The organism is Variovorax boronicumulans, assembly GCF_009811375.1.
Taxonomy (GTDB): Bacteria; Pseudomonadota; Gammaproteobacteria; order Burkholderiales; family Burkholderiaceae_C; genus Variovorax; species Variovorax boronicumulans.
Genome location: NZ_BKDH01000001.1, coordinates 3,158,875 through 3,177,070 on the forward strand (window position 1 = coordinate 3,158,875; position 18,196 = coordinate 3,177,070).

Annotated in this window: 16 protein-coding genes; 6 read left to right on the top strand and 10 right to left on the bottom strand. The window is 69.7% G+C overall.

The window, feature by feature from the left end:
- Nucleotides 1–215: 215 nt before the first annotated feature.
- The 3 genes from VHAB30_RS14460 to VHAB30_RS14470 form a co-directional block, all read right to left on the bottom strand.
- Nucleotides 216–875 carry an aspartate/glutamate racemase family protein gene (locus VHAB30_RS14460; RefSeq protein ID WP_159277478.1) on the bottom strand — a complete coding sequence of 220 codons (660 nt, stop codon included), beginning with the start codon at nt 873–875 and terminating at the stop codon, nt 216–218.
- 40 nt (nt 876–915) lie between these two features.
- Nucleotides 916–2,370 (bottom strand): MFS transporter, encoded by a 1,455-nt coding sequence (locus VHAB30_RS14465; protein ID WP_139703123.1) that lies wholly within the window; start codon nt 2,368–2,370, stop codon nt 916–918.
- A gap of 273 nt (nt 2,371–2,643) precedes the next feature.
- Nucleotides 2,644–3,180 carry a peroxiredoxin-like family protein gene (locus tag VHAB30_RS14470; protein ID WP_070059485.1) on the bottom strand — a complete coding sequence of 179 codons (537 nt, stop codon included), beginning with the start codon at nt 3,178–3,180 and terminating at the stop codon, nt 2,644–2,646.
- 119 nt (nt 3,181–3,299) lie between these two features.
- Here VHAB30_RS14470 and VHAB30_RS14475 point away from each other — a divergent pair, with 119 nt between their 5' ends.
- Complete coding sequence (locus tag VHAB30_RS14475; protein ID WP_159277479.1) at nt 3,300–3,953, top strand: TetR/AcrR family transcriptional regulator; 654 nt, start codon at nt 3,300–3,302, stop codon at nt 3,951–3,953.
- A gap of 6 nt (nt 3,954–3,959) precedes the next feature.
- Here VHAB30_RS14475 and VHAB30_RS14480 read toward each other — a convergent pair whose 3' ends face one another.
- Genes VHAB30_RS14480 through VHAB30_RS14500 form a run of 5 tightly spaced genes read right to left on the bottom strand, consistent with a single transcriptional unit; the run spans nt 3,960 to nt 10,143 of the window.
- Nucleotides 3,960–4,991 (bottom strand): acyl-CoA dehydrogenase family protein, encoded by a 1,032-nt coding sequence (locus tag VHAB30_RS14480; protein ID WP_159277480.1) that lies wholly within the window; start codon nt 4,989–4,991, stop codon nt 3,960–3,962.
- 21 nt (nt 4,992–5,012) lie between these two features.
- Nucleotides 5,013–6,203, bottom strand: coding sequence for an acyl-CoA dehydrogenase family protein (locus VHAB30_RS14485; protein ID WP_159277481.1), 1,191 nt, complete (start codon nt 6,201–6,203; stop codon nt 5,013–5,015).
- A gap of 40 nt (nt 6,204–6,243) precedes the next feature.
- Nucleotides 6,244–7,212: a tripartite tricarboxylate transporter substrate binding protein gene (locus VHAB30_RS14490; protein ID WP_159277482.1), complete on the bottom strand. Its 969-nt coding sequence runs from the start codon at nt 7,210–7,212 to the stop codon at nt 6,244–6,246.
- A gap of 39 nt (nt 7,213–7,251) precedes the next feature.
- A complete protein-coding gene (locus VHAB30_RS14495) occupies nt 7,252–9,339 on the bottom strand; it encodes an acetate--CoA ligase family protein (protein WP_159277483.1) in 2,088 nt (695 codons plus the stop codon).
- Nucleotides 9,340–9,345: 6 nt separating this feature from the next.
- Nucleotides 9,346–10,143: an enoyl-CoA hydratase gene (locus VHAB30_RS14500; protein ID WP_070059491.1), complete on the bottom strand. Its 798-nt coding sequence runs from the start codon at nt 10,141–10,143 to the stop codon at nt 9,346–9,348.
- Between the two features lie 90 nt (nt 10,144–10,233).
- On the opposite strand from VHAB30_RS14500, the gene VHAB30_RS14505 reads away from it, so the two are divergent.
- Nucleotides 10,234–10,995: an IclR family transcriptional regulator gene (locus VHAB30_RS14505; RefSeq protein ID WP_159277484.1), complete on the top strand. Its 762-nt coding sequence runs from the start codon at nt 10,234–10,236 to the stop codon at nt 10,993–10,995.
- A gap of 24 nt (nt 10,996–11,019) precedes the next feature.
- Here the strand turns inward: VHAB30_RS14505 and VHAB30_RS14510 are convergent, their stop codons facing one another.
- A complete protein-coding gene (locus tag VHAB30_RS14510; protein ID WP_062480494.1) occupies nt 11,020–11,856 on the bottom strand; it encodes a MurR/RpiR family transcriptional regulator in 837 nt (278 codons plus the stop codon).
- Nucleotides 11,857–12,016: 160 nt separating this feature from the next.
- Here VHAB30_RS14510 and VHAB30_RS14515 point away from each other — a divergent pair, with 160 nt between their 5' ends.
- The gene (locus VHAB30_RS14515) at nt 12,017–13,762 is read left to right on the top strand and encodes an ATP-binding response regulator (protein ID WP_159277485.1); all 1,746 of its coding nucleotides are present in this window, start codon (nt 12,017–12,019) and stop codon (nt 13,760–13,762) included.
- On the opposite strand, the gene VHAB30_RS14520 is transcribed toward VHAB30_RS14515, so the two are convergent.
- Entirely contained in the window at nt 13,759–14,826 is a 1,068-nt protein-coding gene (locus VHAB30_RS14520) for an agmatine deiminase family protein (RefSeq protein WP_235926660.1), read from the bottom strand. The two genes, VHAB30_RS14515 and VHAB30_RS14520, sit on opposite strands and share 4 nt — an antisense overlap.
- A 98-nt stretch (nt 14,827–14,924) precedes the next feature.
- On the opposite strand from VHAB30_RS14520, the gene VHAB30_RS14525 reads away from it, so the two are divergent.
- The 3 genes from VHAB30_RS14525 (at nt 14,925) to VHAB30_RS14535 (ending at nt 18,191) form a co-directional block, all read left to right on the top strand.
- The gene (locus VHAB30_RS14525; protein WP_159277486.1) at nt 14,925–15,818 is read left to right on the top strand and encodes a LysR family transcriptional regulator; all 894 of its coding nucleotides are present in this window, start codon (nt 14,925–14,927) and stop codon (nt 15,816–15,818) included.
- Nucleotides 15,819–15,895: 77 nt separating this feature from the next.
- On the top strand, nt 15,896–17,059 hold the full coding sequence (locus VHAB30_RS14530) for an agmatine deiminase family protein (protein WP_235926662.1): 1,164 nt from the start codon (nt 15,896–15,898) through the stop codon (nt 17,057–17,059).
- A 34-nt stretch (nt 17,060–17,093) separates the two neighbouring features.
- On the top strand, nt 17,094–18,191 hold the full coding sequence (locus tag VHAB30_RS14535; protein WP_159277487.1) for an agmatine deiminase family protein: 1,098 nt from the start codon (nt 17,094–17,096) through the stop codon (nt 18,189–18,191).
- Nucleotides 18,192–18,196 lie beyond the last annotated feature (5 nt).

Below are 18,196 nucleotides of genomic sequence, written 5' to 3' on the forward strand. Positions count from 1 at the left end.
CACGAGGACCAGCTGGGGTGTCGCGGTTTGTGCGACGGCGCCGAGGGAAGAAAGGAGAAGAAAAGCGAGGAAAGCGGAACGCGGTCGAAGGTGAGGCATGCAAGAAAGAAAACGAACGATGCGGCTTGCCCGAGGTTTGCGGACAAGTGTGTCGTTTCATTCTAGAAGGCGTTCATTGCCAAAACGCCTTGCCTCTCATCGCCGCGACGAACGTCTTAGGGTGTGACCGCGAGCTTCGAACACAGCAGCCGCATCGCCGCACCGATCGGCGCGATCACCGGCACCTCGAAGCGCGGTGCGAGCGCGAGCGCGGCCTGCCCGAGCGGACCGCCGCCGATGATCACGGCCTGCGCGCCGTCGTCGTCGATGCAGCGTTGCACGGCCTGCGCCAGCGCCTCTTCGAGCGCCTTCGCATCGGCCGCGAGCGCACGCGGATCGCCCTGCGTGAGGCGGATGCCGCTGAACTGCGCGCCCAACCCGAGCGCAGCCGCGCGCGCCTCGATGGGCGCCACCAGGTCGGGCGTGACGGTGGCGATGCCGAAGCGCCGCCCGCCCTCGCCCGCCGCGAGCATCGAGGCTTCGGCGATGCCGACCACGGGCACGCCGGCCTCGCGCCGCAGCAGCGCCACGCCGGGGTCGCCGAAGGCGCTGACGATCACGCCGTCCCAGCCCCCGCCCGCTGCGGCGCGCCACACCTTCAGCACCTCGTGCGCGGCCGCGTTCAGCTCGTCTTCGTTGACGATCATCGGCGGGCCTTGCACCGCCGTGCGGCCAGTCACGCGGCAACCGGCGGGCGCTTCAGCGGACGCGATGCCGACCATCATGTCGGTGGTGGCGACGGAGGCGTTGGGGTTGATGAGCAGGATGTCGGGCATGCGGAAAAACGCTTTCTTTGGAGATCGTTCGTTGCGTGGCTCAGTTCGAGCGGGCCAGCGTCGCGCCCGGTGCGCGGTCTTCGGCCTCGGCCTCGCCGGGCAGCGGCAGCGCATCGGGCGACTGGCCGTAGGTCTCGGGCACGCACTGCACGCTGGCGACGAACACCGCGTACATCGCGGCGGCCAGGCCGAACACGCCAACGAGCCCGAAGCTGTCGAACAGGCGACCTGCCACCAGCGGCATCAGCGCGCCCGCGGCCGTGCCCGTGGCGAGGATGAAGGCCGTGCCGAAGGCGCGCACGCGCGTCGGGTACAGCTCGGGCGCGAAGATCCAGATGGTGGTGTTCAGCAGCAGCACGAAGAACTGGAACACCGCGCCCGCAATGAGGATCACGACGATGCTCTTGGCCACGAAGCCGATGGTCAGCGCCGCGAGGCAGGCGCACACGGCGCCGGCCGTCAGCACGCGCTTGCGCGGAAAGTGAAAGCCCAGCAGCGAGGCCGCGATGGCGCCCAGCAGGCTGCCGCCCTGCATCACCATCGTGAACAGCAGGCTCTTGGACATGCTGTAGCCCAGCGTCACGAGGATGGTCGGCATCAGCGTGAGCACCGAGATCTGCGCACCGTAGGTCATCCAGATCGTGATGCACAGCGGCACCGTGCGCCGCGCCAGCGCGCCGCGGAAGATCTCGGTCACGCGCACTTTCGGCCGGGCGGCCTGCGCCAGCGTGCCGTCGTCGGTGATGTAGGGGTGAGGCGCCGCCGGCTTGCCCGACAGCCGCCCCGAGGCGAGGCGCGACAGCACCGCGTTGGTCTCCTTCACGCGGCCCTGCGACAGCAGGAAGCGCGGCGTCTCGGGGATGTAGCGGCGGTAGAAGGCGCCCAGCAGCGCCGGCACCATGAGGCAGGCGAACAGCCAGCGCCAGGCGTTGTCGCCCGGGAACATCCAGAACACCAGCAGGCCGAAGCCCGGTGCGAGGAAGTTGCCGAGCCCGCCCGCGCCCACGTTCACCATCCCCACGGCCGTGCCGCGGAACTTGGTCGAGCAGAACTCGGCCAGCATCGTGACCGCAATGGCGATCTCGCCGCCCAGCCCGAAGCCCACCACCGCGCGGCCCAGCGCCATCACCGTGAAGTTGGGCGCCATCGCGCAGATGCCCGCGCCGAGCGTGAACAGCAGCAGGTCGATCGACAGCATCACGCGGCGGCCGTAGCGGTCGGCGATGAAGCCCGAAATGATCCGTCCGATGGCCGCGCAGGCGAAGGTGACGGTGTTCAGGAAGCCGATGTCGGAGGCGCTCAGCCCCCACTGCTCGCGCAGCATCGGACCGACGATGCCGACCGCGTTCTGCTCGAAGGCATCGAACAGGCAGCCGATGAGGATCAGAAAAATGATCGTGTGGTGCGAGCGCGTGACGCCGATGGTGTCGAGCGCGCGATCGAGCTCCGCGACTCGGGGCGAGTCGGGCCCGGAGGAGAGTGCAGGTCCAGCCATGGAAAAACCCCTTGAGAAGGAATGAAGTGCTTGCTTGCGCGGTGCAGCCCGGTGTCGCGGATCGCATCGTAGGCGGCATCGCGCCTGAATGGCATATGGATTTCACCTACTTCAAATAGTTGAAATTCAAATTTCATTCAGTTGCGAGCGTTTGCAAGCTTCATGCCGGGTGGTTTTCAGGCCTGGAAGACGGGTTCTCCGGGGTCGGGCTGAAAAGCGGCGCCCGAGCGCACCTGCAGCGTGCGCTGGCGCACCGCGGGCGTGCGCCTCTGCCTAGGAACTCGCGGCGCCGGCCAGCGCCAGCAGCTCGTCGACCTCCCAATGGTCGTCCGCGTGCCCGCCGTACTTGACGGCGACCACGGTGCCCCGCGCGTCGATGAGCACGTCGGCCGGCAAACCTGTGATGCCGTTCTCCGCCTTCCTGTAGAAGCGGCCCGTCGCGAGCACCCAGCGCAGGCCGCTCCAGAAGACGCGCGGATGCAGGAACGCCAGCCGCGAGGTCTCCACGCCGAAGCGCCGGTAGTGCGCCTTGGCGGGGTCGGCCACGCAGTCGAACGGCAGCTGCGCCTGGTACTTGCGCATCTCCTGCGCGGACGAGTGAAAGAGCACGACCTCGCGGATGCCCGCCGCCGCCAGCTCGCCCTGCCTTCGGGCGAAGGTCAGCAGATGGAAGTTGCAGACCGGGCAGCCCGCGAAGCGGCGAAACTGCAGGTGGACCCAGCGCGAACCGGCGTCCGGCAGCTGCAAGGGCTTTCCGTGGATCGTTTCCAGGGCCGTGGCGGGCACCACATCGCCGGGCGAGAACTGCATCGATGATCCTTCAGGAAGGGTTGCGAAGACGCCGGGCCGGGTGGCTGGAAAGCGTCTTATGATTTTTAAGTACACTGTACGCTTATTACTTTACAACCCCTTCGAGAACGGAGTCAAGCGTGGGACGTCCCGCCAAATTCACCCGTGAACAGCTCCAGCAGGCCGCGCTGGCGCTGGTCGATGCGGACGGCCTCTCCGGCCTGACCATGCGCGCGCTCGCGAGCCGGCTGGAAACCGGCGCGATGACGCTCTACAACTACGTCTCGCAGCGCGAGGAGCTGGAGATGCTGGTGGTCGAGGCGGTGCTGGGCAAGGTGCACTGGGAAACCGACGACCGCCTGCCCTGGCACGAAGCGCTGGAGGACATCGCGATCGCGCTGTGGCGCGTGATCCGCGACCATCCCCATGTGATTCCCCTGATCCTCACGAAGCGCAGCCGCTCGCCCGCGGTGTTCGAAGTGACCGAAGCCCTGCTGCGCACGCTGGCCCAGAGCGGCCGCAGCGGCGCGCGCCTGCTCGTGGGTTTTCGCGCCGTGTCCGCGCTCATCATGGGCGCCGCGCAGGCGGAACTGGCCGGGCCGCTCACGCTGCAGGCCGATGAATCGCCCGACGACACGATCGCGCGCTTCCAGGCGCTGCCGCCGGACCGGTTCCCGCACCTGATCGAGATCGCGACCGCCGCCACGGCCAGCGATGCGGAGACCGAGTTCCGGGCGAGCCTGTCGCTGCTGATCGATGGCCTGCGCGCGGACGCTGCCGCGCCGCAGGCCTGACGCCGCTCAGGCCAGGGCCAGCGCCTCGACCTGGTCCAGCGCGCGCGACGCACCGCCCAGGCGCGTCGCCAGGTGCTGCGCGCGCTTCAGGTACAGGTGCGCGTCGTGCTCCCAGGTGAAGCCCATGCCGCCATGCACCTGGATGGCCGTGCGCGTGGCCTGCTGCGCGCCTTCGATGGCGGTGAACTCGGCGGCGGCGCAGGCAAAACGCCAGTCCGGCAGGCCGCCGTCGAGCGCGGCGGCAGCGTAGCGCACGGCCAGGCGCGCGTTGTCCACGCCCATCCAGGCGTTGGCGAGCTGGTGCTTGATGGCCTGGTAGCTGCCGATGGGCTTGCCGAACTGCACGCGCTCGCGGGCATAGGCGCTGGCGAGGTCGAGTGCAGCCTGCGCGACGCCGACGAGTTCGGCCGACAGCGCGACGCGATGCGCGGCGCGCACGCGGGCACGTGCTTCGGGGGCGATGGGCAGCGTCTCCCACGCGAGCGATGGCGCGGGAGCCGCCGGCGCTTGTCGCAACGTGGGATCGAGCGCATCGGATGCCGCGCCCTCGGGCATCGGCCGCAGCGCCACGCGCAAAGGCGCCGCATCGTCGTGCCAGCCCTGCACCACCACGAGGTCGGAGGCTTGCCCCGCGTGATCGATCCAGCCATCACCCTCCGCGACGCAATGGAAAGCACGCTCGCCCACCATCGCCGCACGCACCCCCTCGCGCAACGCCTCGGGCGGTGCCTCACCACACGCCTGCAGCCACAACGGCAACAGCACCGCACTACTGGCCAGCGGCAGGTTCACCAATTGCTGGCCTGCGGCCTCGGCCACGATGCAGGCCTCGCTCATGCCGAGCCCCAGGCCGTCGTGCGCCTCGGGCACCAGCAGTGCCATCCAGCCCATGCCGGCCATGTCGGCCCACAGCGACTGCTGCATGGCATCGGCCCAGGGCAAGGCGCGCCGTGCGCGCGCGAGCGGGTGGTGGTCGGTGAAGAAGCGGTGGGCCGACGCGTGCAGCATCTGCTGCTCGTCGTTCAATGCGAAATCCATGGCGGGTCGTGTCGTCGTCAATCAGTTCTTGGGCAGGCCCAGCATCTGCTCGGCCAGGATGTTGCGCTGCACTTCGGAGGTGCCCGCCAGGATGGTTTCGGCGCGCGTCCACAGGTAGTCGCGCACCCAGGCCGCACCCTGGGGGTCGGCGCCCGTGGGCTCGGGGCCGGCCAGCGCGCGCTCGCCCAGCACCTCCATGGCGGTGGCGAGCAACTTCTGGTGCGACTCGCTCCAGTGCAGCTTGGTCGACGAGCCCTCGGGCCCCGGGGGGCCGCCGCGCATCGCGTGCGTGAGCGCGCGGTACGACTTGAGCTTGAGCACATGGCTGTCGACCGCCAGCCGCGCGAGGTCGCGCCGCAGGTGCGGGCAGTCGAGCGCGGGGCGTCCGCCCCTTTGCACGCCGGCCGCCAGCCGCGTGAGCGCACCCAGCTCCTGCGTGAAGCGCACCTGGCGCGGAATGAAGTAGGTGCCGCGCTCGAAGCTCGCGGCGGCCATCGCCAGGCGCCAGCCGCCGTTCTCCTCGCCCACCAGCGCGTCGAGCGGCACCTTCACGTCCTCGAAGAAGACCTCGTTGAAGTCCGACTCGCCCGTGATCTGGCGGATGGGTTCCACGCGCACGCCGGGGCTCTTCATGTCGACCAGCAGGAAGCTGATGCCCTTGTGCCGTGCGGCCGCGGCGTCGGTGCGCGCGAGCACGAAGCAGTGGTCAGCAATGTGGGCGAACGAGGTCCACACCTTGTGGCCGTTGAGCACGTAGTGGTCGCCGCGCCGCTCGGCGCGCGTGGACAGCGCCGCGAGGTCGGAGCCCGCGCCGGGCTCGGAGTAGCCCTGGCACCAGATCTCGCGGTTGCTCAGGATGCCCGGCAGGTAGCGGGCCTTCTGCGCCTCGCTCGCGAAGTGGATCAGCGTGGGCGCCAGGATGCCGTGGCCGATGATGTTCACGCCCAGCGGCGCGCCGATGCGGGCCTGCTCCTCGTGGAAGATGGCCTGCCGCGTGAGCGGCCAGGCCTTGCCCCCGTGGGCCTCGGGCCAGCCCAGGCCCGACCAGCCGGCCTGGCACACGTGGTCTTCCCAGGCGCGGCGCCAGGTCAGCTCGTTGGCGTCGGGCGCGCCGCCTGGCCAGGCCGCGACGAAGCGCGGATAGTGCGTCTCGAACCAGTCCCGCAACGTGAGGCGGAAGGCTTCGTCTTGCGCCGAGTAACCCACTTGCATGCTTGTCTGCTTTCTCGTTCTTGCTGATGGATCGCGGGTGTCAGTCGGCCTTTGCGCCAGAGTCCTTGATGACCTTGGCCCACTTCACGATGTCCTTGCGCAGGAACGCAGCGAACTCCTCGGGCTTGTTGCCGATGATGTCCAGGCCCAGGCTGCGGAACTTGTCCTTCACCTCGGGTTCCTTGAGCACTTCCTGCAGTTCGTCGTGCAGCTTGTTCACGACCGCTGCAGGCGTCTTCGCCGGCGCGACCACGCCCAGCCACGGCATGGCTTCGTAGCCGGGCAGGCCCGACTCGGCAACGGTGGGCGTGTCGGGCAGCGACTGCGAGCGCTGCGCCGTGGTCACGGCCAGCAGGCGCACCTTGCCGTCCTTGATGAAGGGGCCCGAGGACGCGTACGCATCGAACATCACCTGCAACTGGCCGCCGATCATGTCGGTGAGCGCGGGCGCGCTGCCCTTGTAGGGGATGTGCTGCATCTTCACGCCGGCCACGCTGTTGAAGAGCTCGGCCTCCAGGTGCGTCGACGTGCCCGCGCCCACCGAGCCGTAGTTGGCCTTGTTGGGGTTGGCCTTGAGCCAGCTCACGAGCTCGCCCACGTTCCTGGCCGGAATGCTCGGATGCACCACCAGCACGTGCACCACCGAAGCCACCTGCGAGACCGGTGCGAAGTCTTTCACCGGGTCGTAGTTGACCTTGCTGTACAGGCTGGGCGCGATGCCCAGCGACGAGGCCGCGAGCAGCAGCGTGTGGCCGTCGGGCGCGGCCTTGGCGACGTACTCCGACGCGATCATGGTGCCGGCGCCGGGCTTGTTCTCCACCAGCACGGGCTGGCCCAGGCGCTTGTGCAGCCGCTCGGCCAGCAGGCGCGACATGATGTCGGCCGCGCCGCCGGGCGAGAACGGCACGACGAGCGTGACGGGCTTGGTCGGGTAGGTCTGCGCCACGGCGGTACCGCCCGCGAGCGCGGCGGCGGCCAGGGCCACGCAGGCCAGTGCTTTTTTGAACATGGGATGTCTCCTGTCTCTGTCGATAGTTGTGGTTGTGTCTTACGAAGTCAGGACCAGCGCGTCGAGCGCGCGCACGCCCTGGCCCTGTTCCTTCACGAGCAGCGGGTTGACCTCGACCTCCTCTGCCTGTTCCTGCAGCGCCAGCACGGCGCGTGAAAATCCGGCGATGGCGCGGCACGCGGCCTCGACGTCGCCCAGCGGCCGGCCGCGATACCCCGTGAGCAGCGGAAAGGCCTTGAGCTCGCCCAGCATGTCGCGCGCCATGGCCTCGTCGACCGGCAGCACGCGATGGCTCACGTCCTTGTACAGCTCGGTGAGCACGCCGCCCAGGCCCACGGTGAGCGTCATGCCGAACACCGGGTCGCGCGTGGCGCCGAGGATGAGTTCGGCCTGCCCTGCTTCCATCTTCTGCAGCAGCGCGCCGTCGATCTGCGCCGTGGGCGCGTAGGCGCGCGCCGAGGCCATCACTTCGTCGAAGGCCTTGCGCACCTCCTGCGCATTGCCCAGGCGCAGGCGCACGCCGCCGGCTTCGGTCTTGTGCGCGATGTCGGCGCTGAGCACCTTCAGCACGACTGGAAAGCCCAGCCGCGCGGCCACGGCCGCGGCTTCGTCGGCCGTGCGCGCCACGGCCTCGTCGACCGGTTGCACGCCGAACTCCGCGAGGTAGCGTTTGGTGGTGTGCTCGTCGCCCCGGCCCGCCAGCGCGGCGCGCGCGGGCGCGGGCTGGCTGCGCACCTGCAGCCAGGGGTTGTGCTTGCGCCGCTCCTGCCACAGCAGGAAGGGCGACAGCGCCGACACGGCCACGCCGATGTCCTCGAACACTGGCACGCCGCCCGCGCGCAATTGCTCGCGCGTCTTCGCGGCGCCGGTGTCGATCGCGACGATCAGGCGCGGGTGCTTCTCGGCCACGACGCACAGGTCGTCGGCCATGCGGTCGAGCATGTAGCCCGGCGCGTAGACCACGATGGCGTCGATGGCGTCGGACACGGCCAGCGCTTCCATCGCCGTGCGCACGAAGCCGGGGTCGTTCACCACGTTGCCTGTCACGTCGACCGGGTTGGAGACCATGCCGTAGTCGGGAATGCCGGCGCGCAGCTGGTCCTGCAGCGGCTGCGGCAGCGTGGGCACGTCGAGCCCCTGGCCGATGAACTTGTCGGCCAGGATCGCGCCCAGCGCGCCCGAGATGGTGATGATCGCCACGCGCTTGCCGGCGCTTCGGTGCCGGTAGCCTGCCAGGTGCGCGAGCTGCGCCATCTGCGCGAAGTCGTGGCTCTGGATGATGTTGAGCTGGCGAAACGCCGCCTGGTAGATCTGCTGGTCGCCGGCCAGCGCCGAGGTGTGCGAGCGCACGGCCTCGGAGCCCTTCTCGGTCTCGCCGGCCTTGTAGAGGATGAGCAGCTTGTCGCGCCGCACGAACTCGGCCGCGGCCTCCATGAAGCGCGGGCCGTCGCGCAGCTCCTCGATGTAGCCGATGCCCACTTCGGTCGCGTCGTCCTGCGCCAGGTACTCGAGGTACTGCGCGAAGTCCACGCAGGCTTCGTTGCCGGTGTTGATGAAGTGGCTGAAGTCCACGCCCAGCCGGCGCGCAATGGCGTACACCGCGGCGCAGACGTTGCCGCTTTGCGTGAGCAGGCTCACGCGGCCGGGGCCCTGCTGCATCGGCGCGGTGTTGAACACCGAGGCGAAGTTGGTGTGGGCCTGCGTGTTGAGGTTGGCGAAGCCCATCGCGTTCGGGCCCGCGACCACCATGTCGGTGGTGGCCACGAAGGCCTCCAGCTCGGCCTGCAATGCAGCGCCTGCCGCACCGGCTTCGGCAAAGCCCGCGGCATAGACGATGACGGCGCGCACGCCGCGCGCCTGGCAGCGCCTGAGCATCGGCGTGACCTCGGCCGCGGCCAGTGCCAGCACCACCAGGTCGGGCGCGGCAGGCAGCGCTTCGAGATCGGGCCAGCAGCGCAGGCCGAAGACTTCTTCGTACTTCGGGTTGATCGGGTAGATCGCGCCCCGGTAGCCGAATGTCGTGAGGTGCGCGAGCGGCATGCCGCCGATGCGCGCGGCATTGCCGCTGGCGCCGACCACGGCGATCGAGGCCGGGTTCAGCAGGGGTTCGAGACGGTGCAAGGTCATCTTGATTCAGGCGGAGGCGGGGTTCTTCTGGATGGCCGAAGCCAGGCCGCGGTCGCGGGCCGTGAGAAAGCCCTCGCTCAGGTGCGAGAGCTGGTGCGTGTCGAAGTGCGCGGCCAGCGCGGTGCGCAGGCCCTGCGCGTCGAGCGTGCGGTTGATCGAGCGCTTGATCAGCCGCAGCCCGAACGGCGGCGCCTTGGCGATCTGCTGCGCGAGCGCCAGTGCGGCGTCGGCCAGTTCGGCATCGGGCACGACGCGGTTCACCATGCCGATGGCATGCGCCTCCTGCGCCGACAGCTTGCCGCCGGTGTAGAGCATTTCCTTGGCCTTGCGCGCGCCCATCACCCACGGGTGGATCAGCACCTCGGTGGCCGCCGCGCCCAGCGTGTGGCCCACGGGGTCGCTGAAGAAGGCCGACTCGCCCGCGACCACCAGGTCGCACATGTTGGCGATCATGAAACCGCCCGCCACGCAGGCGCCCTGCACCTGCGCGATGGTGGGCTTGGGAAAGTCCCAGATGCGCATCGAGTAGTCGAAGTAGCGCAGCTCTTCGTAGGCCCAGCGCTCTTCCACGGTGAAGTTCGCACGCTCGGCCTGCGCCTGCTTGAGGTCGTGGCCGGCCGAGAAGTGCGCGCCCTTGCCGCCGAGCACCACGGCGTTCACCGTGTCGTCGCGCGCGGCGTCGTCGAAGGCGGCCATGAGCTCGTCCAGCATCTGCTGGCTCTGGGCGTTGCGCTGGGCGTCGCGTGCCAGCAGGATGCGGCGCACGGCGCCGTGGTGTTCGATTTCGAGGGTGTCGTACGCCATCGTGTGTCTCCGGGTCGGTGTCTGGGGCGGGGGCAGTTTAGACTTCGAAATTCCTGCATCCCAAACACTAATTCCGATTTTTCCCACTATATGGACGAACCCAGAGAGACCGCCGGCGCCCAGAGCCTGCGGCGCGCCCTGCAGCTGCTGCGCCTGCTGGCCGAGCACCACGAGGAAGGCATCAAGCTCACCGAGGTGATCGCCGCCTCGGGGCTGGAGCGCTCCACCGTGCACCGCCTGCTGTCGTGCCTGGCCGAAGAGCAGTTCGCCGAGCGCGACCCCGACGGCAAGGCCTACCGCCTGGGCATCGACGCCATGCAGCTGGGCTTCGCCTCGATGCGGCGCGTGCCGCTGGTGGACTCGTGCCGCGCGCTCATGCAAAAGCTCGCGCGCATGTCGGGCGACACCGTGTTCCTCGTGATCCGCCAGGGCGACTACTGCGTGTGCCTGCACCGCGAAGAGGGGCACTTTCCGGTGAAGGTGTTCACCACCGACGTCGGCGGGCGCCGCCTGCTGGGCCTGGGCGCGGGCGGGCTGGCGCTGATGGCCGCGCTGTCCGATGCCGAGATCGACCGCATCCTCGAGCGCCACACCGCCGAGTACGCGCAGGCCGGCTTCACCCGCGAGCGCATGAAGCAGGCCGTGAAGCGCACACGCGCGGCGGGCCATGCCGACATCGTGGACACGCTCACCGAAGGCGTGTCGGGCGTGGGACGCACGTTTGCGGCATCGGCCACGACGCTGGCCGCGATCAGCTTCGGCGCGATCACGCCGCGGCTGCCGCCGGCGCGCAAGAAGGAGATGGCGCTGTTGTTGAAGGCGCAGTTGCCGCGCAGCGAAGCGGCGAAGTAACCGGCGCGGGAGCCGTGCGGCCTCTTACAGCTCGCCGTTTTCCTCGTGCCCCAGCTCGATCGCCGCCAGCCGCTTGCGCCCGGCCGAGCCCGCGGCCTCGATCACCATCGTGGCGATCAGGTCGCACACGCCCATCACGGCCGCGTGGTTGTCGAGCAGCCCCGGGCCGCGGCAGTCGCATTGCAGCGACCACGTGGCGCCCGCGAAATCGGGCGAGGCGCGGTCGCTGATGTAGACGATCTTCGCGCCGACGCGCTGCGCGCCCGCGAGCAAGGTGTCGAGCTGGCGGGTCTGGCGGCGCGTGCCGAACACGATCACGCAGTCGCGCTCGCCCAGCCCCGCCAGGTGCTCGGCCAGCGTCTCGCCGGGGCCCGGAATGGCCGTGACGCGCGGCACCACCTGGATGATCTGCCAGCGCAGGTACAGCGCGAACGCGTGGCTGCTGCGCGTGCCGAAGATCAGCACCTGCCCCGCACCGATGATCGCCTTCACGATCTCGGCCATCTGCTTGTCGCTCAGGCGCTCGAAGGTGCTCGCGAGGTTGGCTTGCGACTGCTGGAAGTGCGTGGCCACGAGGTGCCCGCGCTTGGAGGCTTCGGTGGCGTTCTGGAACAGCGGCGAGCCGGTCTGCTTCTCTTCGCGCACCTGGCGCCGCGCCTCTTCGTAGTTCTCGTAGCCGATGCGGCGGATGAAACGGCTCACCGTGGAAGGCGACACGCCCGCCAGCTCCGCCAGTTCGTTGCCCGCATAGCTGGCCAGCTCGCCGGGAAACTCCAGGACGAAATCGGCAAGCTGGCGTTCGGTCGCGGACAACTGGTCGAGCTGGCTGCGAACGCGGCGGACGAAGGAATCGGCGGACATGGGTGGGCGGTGGGAAGCGGCGCACGATGATGCCATGCCGCCTGCGCGGCCTCGGGCAAGCGCGGGCATTGGACTAAAGTCCCATGACGCCCCCCACGCCACGCGTTACCTTGGGATCGCCACCTTCGGCGATCCCACCTCCCCCTCCGTCCACACACCGATGAGCGCCACCCCACCCACGACGCCCGCCGACCCCGTCTTTGCCGCGCGCATGGCTGCCTTGCGGCGCAACTTTCCGTTCTCGCTGCTCGGCGTGATGCTCACGGCGGGGCTGGTGGTGGTGGCACTGTGGGGCGCGGTTGCGCACGAGCAGTTGCTGGCCTGGATCGGCGCCAACGCGGTGCTGACGGCAGCGCGCGCCTGGCAGGTCGCACGCTACCGGCAGGCCGAGCACGACCCGGGCGCGCTGCGGCGTTGGCGGCGCGGCGCGATGGGGGGCGCGGTGCTCGGCGGGTTGTTGTGGGGGCTGCCGCTGGCGGGGTGGATGCTGCAGGTGTCGCTGCCGCAGCAGATGTTCATCGTGGTGGCGATGCTCACCATGGGCACGGGCGCGATCTACGCCTACTGCATCGACCTCGGCCTGCTCTACGGTTTCCAGGTGACGTACTTCGCGCCCGCGATCCTCGCGATGGGCACGCTCGACGACGTGCTGCTGCGCGTGATGTCGGCGGCCGGCGTGCTCTACCTGTTCGTCACGCTGGCCTTCGCGCAGCGCATGTACCGCACGCAGGTCGACTCGCTCGAGCTGCGTTTCGAAAACCTCTACCTGCTGCGGCAGCTGCGCCTGGAGAAAGACGCGGCCGAGCGCAGCGACCTCGCCAAGTCGCGCTTCCTTGCCGCGGCCAGCCACGACCTGCGCCAGCCGGTGCATGCGCTGAGCCTGTTCGTGGGCGTGCTGCGCGGGCAGGCGCTACCGGCGGCGAGCCGGCACGTGGTCGACAGCATCGGCCGCGCCGCCGCGGCGATGGGGCTGCTGTTCGAAGGCCTGCTCAACATCTCGCGGCTCGACGCGGGCGTGGTGCGCGTGAAGGCGCGGCCGTTTGCGCTGGCGCGCCTGCTCGACCAGATCCAGCTGGAGTTCGCGCCGCAGGCGGCGGGCAAGGCACTGTCGCTGCGCTTGCGCGCGGGCGATGCCGTGGTGCACTCCGACCCCGCGCTGCTCGACCGCGTGCTGCGCAACCTGGTGGAGAACGCGATCCGCTACACGGCGCGCGGCGGCGTGCTCATCGGCTGCCGCCGCGCGGGCGCCGACGCGCTGCGCATCGAGGTGTGGGACACCGGCCCCGGCATTCCACCCACCGAGCAGGAGCAGGTGTTCTGGGAGTTCCACCAGCTCGGCAACCCCGAGCGCGACCGCACCAAGGGGCTGGGCCTGGGCCTGGCCATCGTGCGGCGCACCGCCGCGCTGCTCGGTCACCCGCTGGCGCTGCGCTCGCGCGTCGGCCGGGGCACGGTGTTCTCGGTGACGGTGCCGCTGGCGCGCCAGGCGCTGCCCGCGCCCGAGGCACCGCCCGCGCCGCTGCCGGCCGACACCGGCCGCCTCGTGCTCGTGGCCGAGGACGACGGCGAAAGCCGCCTGGGCCTGCAGCTGCTGCTCGAAAGCTGGGGCCTGCGCGTGATCGCGGCCGAAGGCGGCGACGAGCTGCTGGCGCTCGCCGCGCGCGAGCCCGGCAAGCCGGCGCTGATCGTCAGCGACTACCGCCTGCGCGCGGGCGAGACCGGCATCGACGTGGTCGACCGCCTGCACGAGGAATACAACGACGACGCGATTCCCGCGCTGATCGTGAGCGGCGACACCGATCCGCGCCGCCTGAGCGACGTGGCGGCCCGCGGCTGGCAGATGCTGCACAAGCCAGTGGACCCGGCGCAGCTGCAGGCGACGGTGTCGCAGCTGATCGCGCCCTAGAAACCGCGCACCGCCAGGCGATTCCCCTGCATCGGCTGCTGCTGCGTCGAGCAGTGCACGGCGCCGCCGCCCAGCGAGATCGCATCGATGGGCAGCAGCTCGACGCGACGGTCCGGGAACGCACGCGCGAACACCTCGCGCGCCTGCGCATCGCGCGGCACGCCGAAGGCGGTCGAGATCACCGCGCCGTTGACGAGGATGTAGTTCGAATAGAGGTCGCAAAAGCGCGCGCTGCCGTAGTTGTGCACGTCGCGCGGCACGGGCAGCTCGAGGATCTCGAAGCGACGGCCGCACGCGTCGGTCGCCAGTTCGAGCGCGCGGCGGTTCTCCTGCATCGCGCGAAAGTAGTCGCCCTGGTCGGGGTCGGCCGCATTGAAAAGAATGCGGGCCGGCGCAATGAACGACGCGATGCCGTCGATGTGGCCGTCGGTCTCCACCTCGGCCGCATGGCCCGGCAGCCAGACGATCTTCTGCACGCCCAGCATGCGTCGCAGCTCGGCCTCGATCTGCGGCTTGCGCAGGCCCGGGTTGCGGTTCGGGTGCAGCAGGCAGCTCTCGGTGGTGAGCAGCGTGCCCTGCCCGTCCACGTAGAAGGCGCCGCCTTCGAGCACCATGTCCGAACGCACCAGCGGCACGCCGGCCAGCGCGGCGATGTCGGCGGCGGCGCGCTGGCAGCCGTCGTGCGGGTGGTACTTCTCGCCCCATGCGTTGAAGCGGAAACCCACCGCGGTCTGGCTCGCCTGTTGTTGGTCGACGAGAAAGATCGGACCGCAGTCGCGCAGCCAGTTGTCTTCGGCCGCGATGGGCACCACGCGCACCTGCGGACCGCAGACCGTGCGGGCCGCGTCGGCCAGCGGTGCATGCGCGGCCACGATGCAGCGCTGGTAACGCGCGATGGTGCGCGCCAGCAGGCCGAACGCGCGGCAGACCGCGTCGTAGTGCGCGCCCCACAGGGCTTCGCGGTGGTCGAGCACCGGCCAGCCCAGCCAGGTGGCGGCCATCGGCTCCCATTCGGCGGGCATGCGCAGGCCGGCGCGGCGAGCGTCGAAATCGTTGGAAATCAAAGGGTCCTTCAGAAGAAATTGCAGGGACGCTCACTCTGACTTGAATTCTTTCGATGAAAAAGCGACATTTCTTGGCCGAATTCATCGATCTCATTCATATGTCCAACACCCGGCTGCCCTCTTTCAAGTTCCTCATCGGCTTCGAGGCGGCGGCGCGCCTGGGCAATTACTCGCGCGCGGCGGAAGAGCTGTTCGTCTCGCAGTCCGCCGTCAGCCACCAGATCTCGCAGCTGGAGCAGCAGGTCGGCCAGCCGCTGTTCCGGCGCAAGGGGCGCGGCGTGGAGCTGACGGTGGCGGGCAGCCTGCTGCTGGACAGCGTGGGCAAGTCGCTCGAGCACATCCGCAACGGGCTGGCCCGCATCGAGACCTACATGGACGACCGGCTCGTCACGCTGGTGTGTCCCGCGCCCGTGGCCAGCGGTTGGCTGCAGCCGCGGGTCGACCGGCTGCTGCAGGCGCATCCGGACCTGTGCCCGATCATCTCGGTCGACGAAAGCGCGCGCTTCATCGACGAGCTCGACGTGGACATCGCCATCACCCGCGCGCCGCTGCGGCAGGAAGGCGTGTTCGAGGTGCCGCTGCTCACCGACGAACTCGTGGCTGTCGGGCCGCCTGCCCAGAACGAAGACGCCAAGCTCGGCCTGCTGTGCCTCGAAGAAGACCTCACGAGCGACCGCATCGGCCCCTTCATCCGCGCGCATTTCGGCGGCCTGCGCAAGGCCGCGATCTACGACGACCCGCGCCTGGTGCTCGACGCGGCCTTGCGCGGCCGGGGCATCGCGCTGGTGTCGCGCCTGCTGGCCGACGACGCCCTGCGCACCGGGCAATTGCGGCGGTTGCCGGACCGCCCGAGCCTGCCGCTGGGCACCCTCTGGATCGCGTGCGCCGAGGGCCCCTCACGCCTGCCGCTGGTGCGGGAGGTGTTCGACAGCCTGCGGCTGTTTGCGCAGGAAGACGCTGGCAATATGAGGCAGATCGATCAATCCCTTTAAAAGACATCAATTGTGTAGATAGATAGGCATCGACAGAATCCGGGGCTTCCTAGAACTTAGTAGTAACCCTGATTCCAATGACAACGCGACGCACTCTCCTGGGCCTGGGCGGCCTGGGCCTTTTCGGTGGACTCGTGACCGCTTGCGGCGGCGGCGGTGGTGGGAGCGGCGGCGGCATGCTGCCGCCCTTCCCCGTGCCCATGCCGACCCCTTCGCCTGCACCGGCCCCGGCACCTGCGTCCGGCTGGCGCATGCCCGACGAAGGCGACGCCCACCGCGCCGTGTGGATGGCCTTCGCCGCGCGCGAATCCATCTGGACGGCCGAGATGCGCCAGCCGGTGTTCCAGGCGCTGGCGCGCATCGCCAATGCCATCAGCGTCTACGAACCGGTCAAGATGCTGGTGAATCCCGCGGATGCTTCCACGGCCCGCCAACTGTGCGGCTCCAACGTGCACCTGATCGAACACGCCATCGACGACCTCTGGATGCGCGACACCGGCTGCGTCTTCGTGCGCAACGCCCGTGGCGAGCGCGCCGCCGTGAGCTTCAACTTCAACGGCTGGGGCAACCAGCAGGCCCATGCACGCGACGCCACGGTGGCCGCGCGCATGGCCGAACTCACGGGCGTGCCGCTGCTGCGCAGCAGCCTCGTGATGGAAGGCGGCGGCATCGAGGTCGATGGCCAGGGCACGGCGATCATCACGGAGAGCTGCGTGCTCAACAAGAACCGCAATCCGGGCGTCAGCAAGGCCGACGCGGAGGCCGAACTCAAGCGCATGCTGGGGCTGGACAAGATCATCTGGCTGCCGGGCATCGCGGGCCGCGACATCACCGACGGCCACACCGATTTCTATGCGCGCTTTCTCAAGCCCGGCGTGGTCGTCGCGGCGCTGGACACCGACCCGAAATCGTACGACCACGCCGTGACGCACCGCCACCTGGAACTGCTGACCGGCGCCACCGATGCGCGCGGGCGCCCCTTGCAGATCGTCACGCTGAAGACGCCCAGCCAAGTCCGCCCCACCTTTGCGCGCAAGGAGTTCGCGGCCGGCTACGTCAACTTCTTCCTCACCGACAAGGCGGTGTTCATGCCCGAGTTCGGCGACGCCGTGGCCGACAGCGCGGCCCGCGCGGCGCTGGCCGCGCACCTGCCCAGCCACCAGATCGTGCAGCTGGACATCGACGCCATCGCCGCGGGCGGCGGCGGCATCCACTGCACGACGCAACAGGAACCGGCGTGATGCCGCGCCCCCTCCCCTGATTCCGGAGACCGACATGCACCTTCCCCTGACCCGCCGCCGCCTGCTGCACGGCATGGGCGTGGCCCCACTGGCGTGGGCCACGTCGTCCATCGCCACCGCCGCAGCACCCGACACCTGGCACATGCCCGACGAGGGCGACGCGCACCAGGCCACCTGGATGTCCTTCGGCCCCAGCGAACGCGTCTGGGGGCGGCGCCTGCTGAAGCCGGCGCGCGAGCATCTGGCGCAGATCGCCCGCACCATCGCCGCCTTCGAGCCCGTGCACCTGCTGGTGCGCGAGCAGGAGCACGACCTGGCCGCGCGGCTGTGCGGCAACCGCGTGACGCTCGAGGTGCAGCCGGTGGACGACCTCTGGATGCGCGACACCGGCCCCGTGTTCGTGCGCAACGGCGCGGGCGAATGGGCCGGCGTCGATTTCAACTTCAACGGCTGGGGCAACAAGCAGTCGCATGCGCGCGACGCCGAAGTGGCCGAGTACGTGACCGACGCCGCCGAGGTGCAGCGCCTGCGCACGCGGCTCGTGCTCGAAGGCGGCGGCATCGAGGTCGACGGCGCGGGCACGGCCATCATCACCGAGAGCTGCGTGCTCAACCCCAACCGCAACCCCGGCCTGCGCAAGGAAGCCTGCGAGGCCGAACTCAAGCGCCTGCTGGGCCTGCGCAAGATCATCTGGCTGCCCGGCATCGCGGGCCGCGACATCACCGACGGTCACACCGATTTCTATGCGCGCTTTGCCGCGCCGGGCGTGGTGGTCGCGGGCCTGGACGACGACCCCGATTCCTACGACCACGCCGTGACCCGGCGCCACCTGGAGATCCTGCGCCAGGCCACCGATGCACGCGGCCAGCGCCTGCGCGTGGAAGTGCTGCGCGGCCCGGAGACGGTGCGCAGCACCTTCGAGTCGGACGAATTCGCGGCGGGCTACATCAACTTCTACGTCTGCAACGGCGCCGTCATTGCGCCGCAGTTCGGCGATGCGCGCGCCGACGGCAACGCCCGTGCGCTGCTGCGCGAGCTGTTCCCCAAGCGCGAGGTGGTGCAGCTCGACATCGACGCCATTGCCGCCGGTGGCGGCGGCATCCACTGCACGACGCAGCAGCAGCCGCGCTGATGCGT

Bases quoted from the DNA above. Each gene is read 5' to 3' on its own strand.
- VHAB30_RS14480 (WP_159277480.1), bottom strand. From the start codon at position 4,991: ATGGATTTCGCATTGAACGACGAGCAGCAGATGCTGCACGCGTCGGCC.
- VHAB30_RS14525 (WP_159277486.1), top strand. From the start codon at position 14,925: ATGTCCAACACCCGGCTGCCCTCTTTCAAGTTCCTCATCGGCTTCGAG.
- VHAB30_RS14465 (WP_139703123.1), bottom strand. From the start codon at position 2,370: ATGGCTGGACCTGCACTCTCCTCCGGGCCCGACTCGCCCCGAGTCGCG.
- VHAB30_RS14535 (WP_159277487.1), top strand. From the start codon at position 17,094: ATGCACCTTCCCCTGACCCGCCGCCGCCTGCTGCACGGCATGGGCGTG.
- VHAB30_RS14510 (WP_062480494.1), bottom strand. From the start codon at position 11,856: ATGTCCGCCGATTCCTTCGTCCGCCGCGTTCGCAGCCAGCTCGACCAG.
- VHAB30_RS14505 (WP_159277484.1), top strand. From the start codon at position 10,234: ATGGACGAACCCAGAGAGACCGCCGGCGCCCAGAGCCTGCGGCGCGCC.
- VHAB30_RS14530 (WP_235926662.1), top strand. From the start codon at position 15,896: ATGACAACGCGACGCACTCTCCTGGGCCTGGGCGGCCTGGGCCTTTTC.
- VHAB30_RS14460 (WP_159277478.1), bottom strand. From the start codon at position 875: ATGCCCGACATCCTGCTCATCAACCCCAACGCCTCCGTCGCCACCACC.
- VHAB30_RS14495 (WP_159277483.1), bottom strand. From the start codon at position 9,339: ATGACCTTGCACCGTCTCGAACCCCTGCTGAACCCGGCCTCGATCGCC.
- VHAB30_RS14470 (WP_070059485.1), bottom strand. From the start codon at position 3,180: ATGCAGTTCTCGCCCGGCGATGTGGTGCCCGCCACGGCCCTGGAAACG.
- VHAB30_RS14515 (WP_159277485.1), top strand. From the start codon at position 12,017: ATGAGCGCCACCCCACCCACGACGCCCGCCGACCCCGTCTTTGCCGCG.
- VHAB30_RS14485 (WP_159277481.1), bottom strand. From the start codon at position 6,203: ATGCAAGTGGGTTACTCGGCGCAAGACGAAGCCTTCCGCCTCACGTTG.
- VHAB30_RS14490 (WP_159277482.1), bottom strand. From the start codon at position 7,212: ATGTTCAAAAAAGCACTGGCCTGCGTGGCCCTGGCCGCCGCCGCGCTC.
- VHAB30_RS14500 (WP_070059491.1), bottom strand. From the start codon at position 10,143: ATGGCGTACGACACCCTCGAAATCGAACACCACGGCGCCGTGCGCCGC.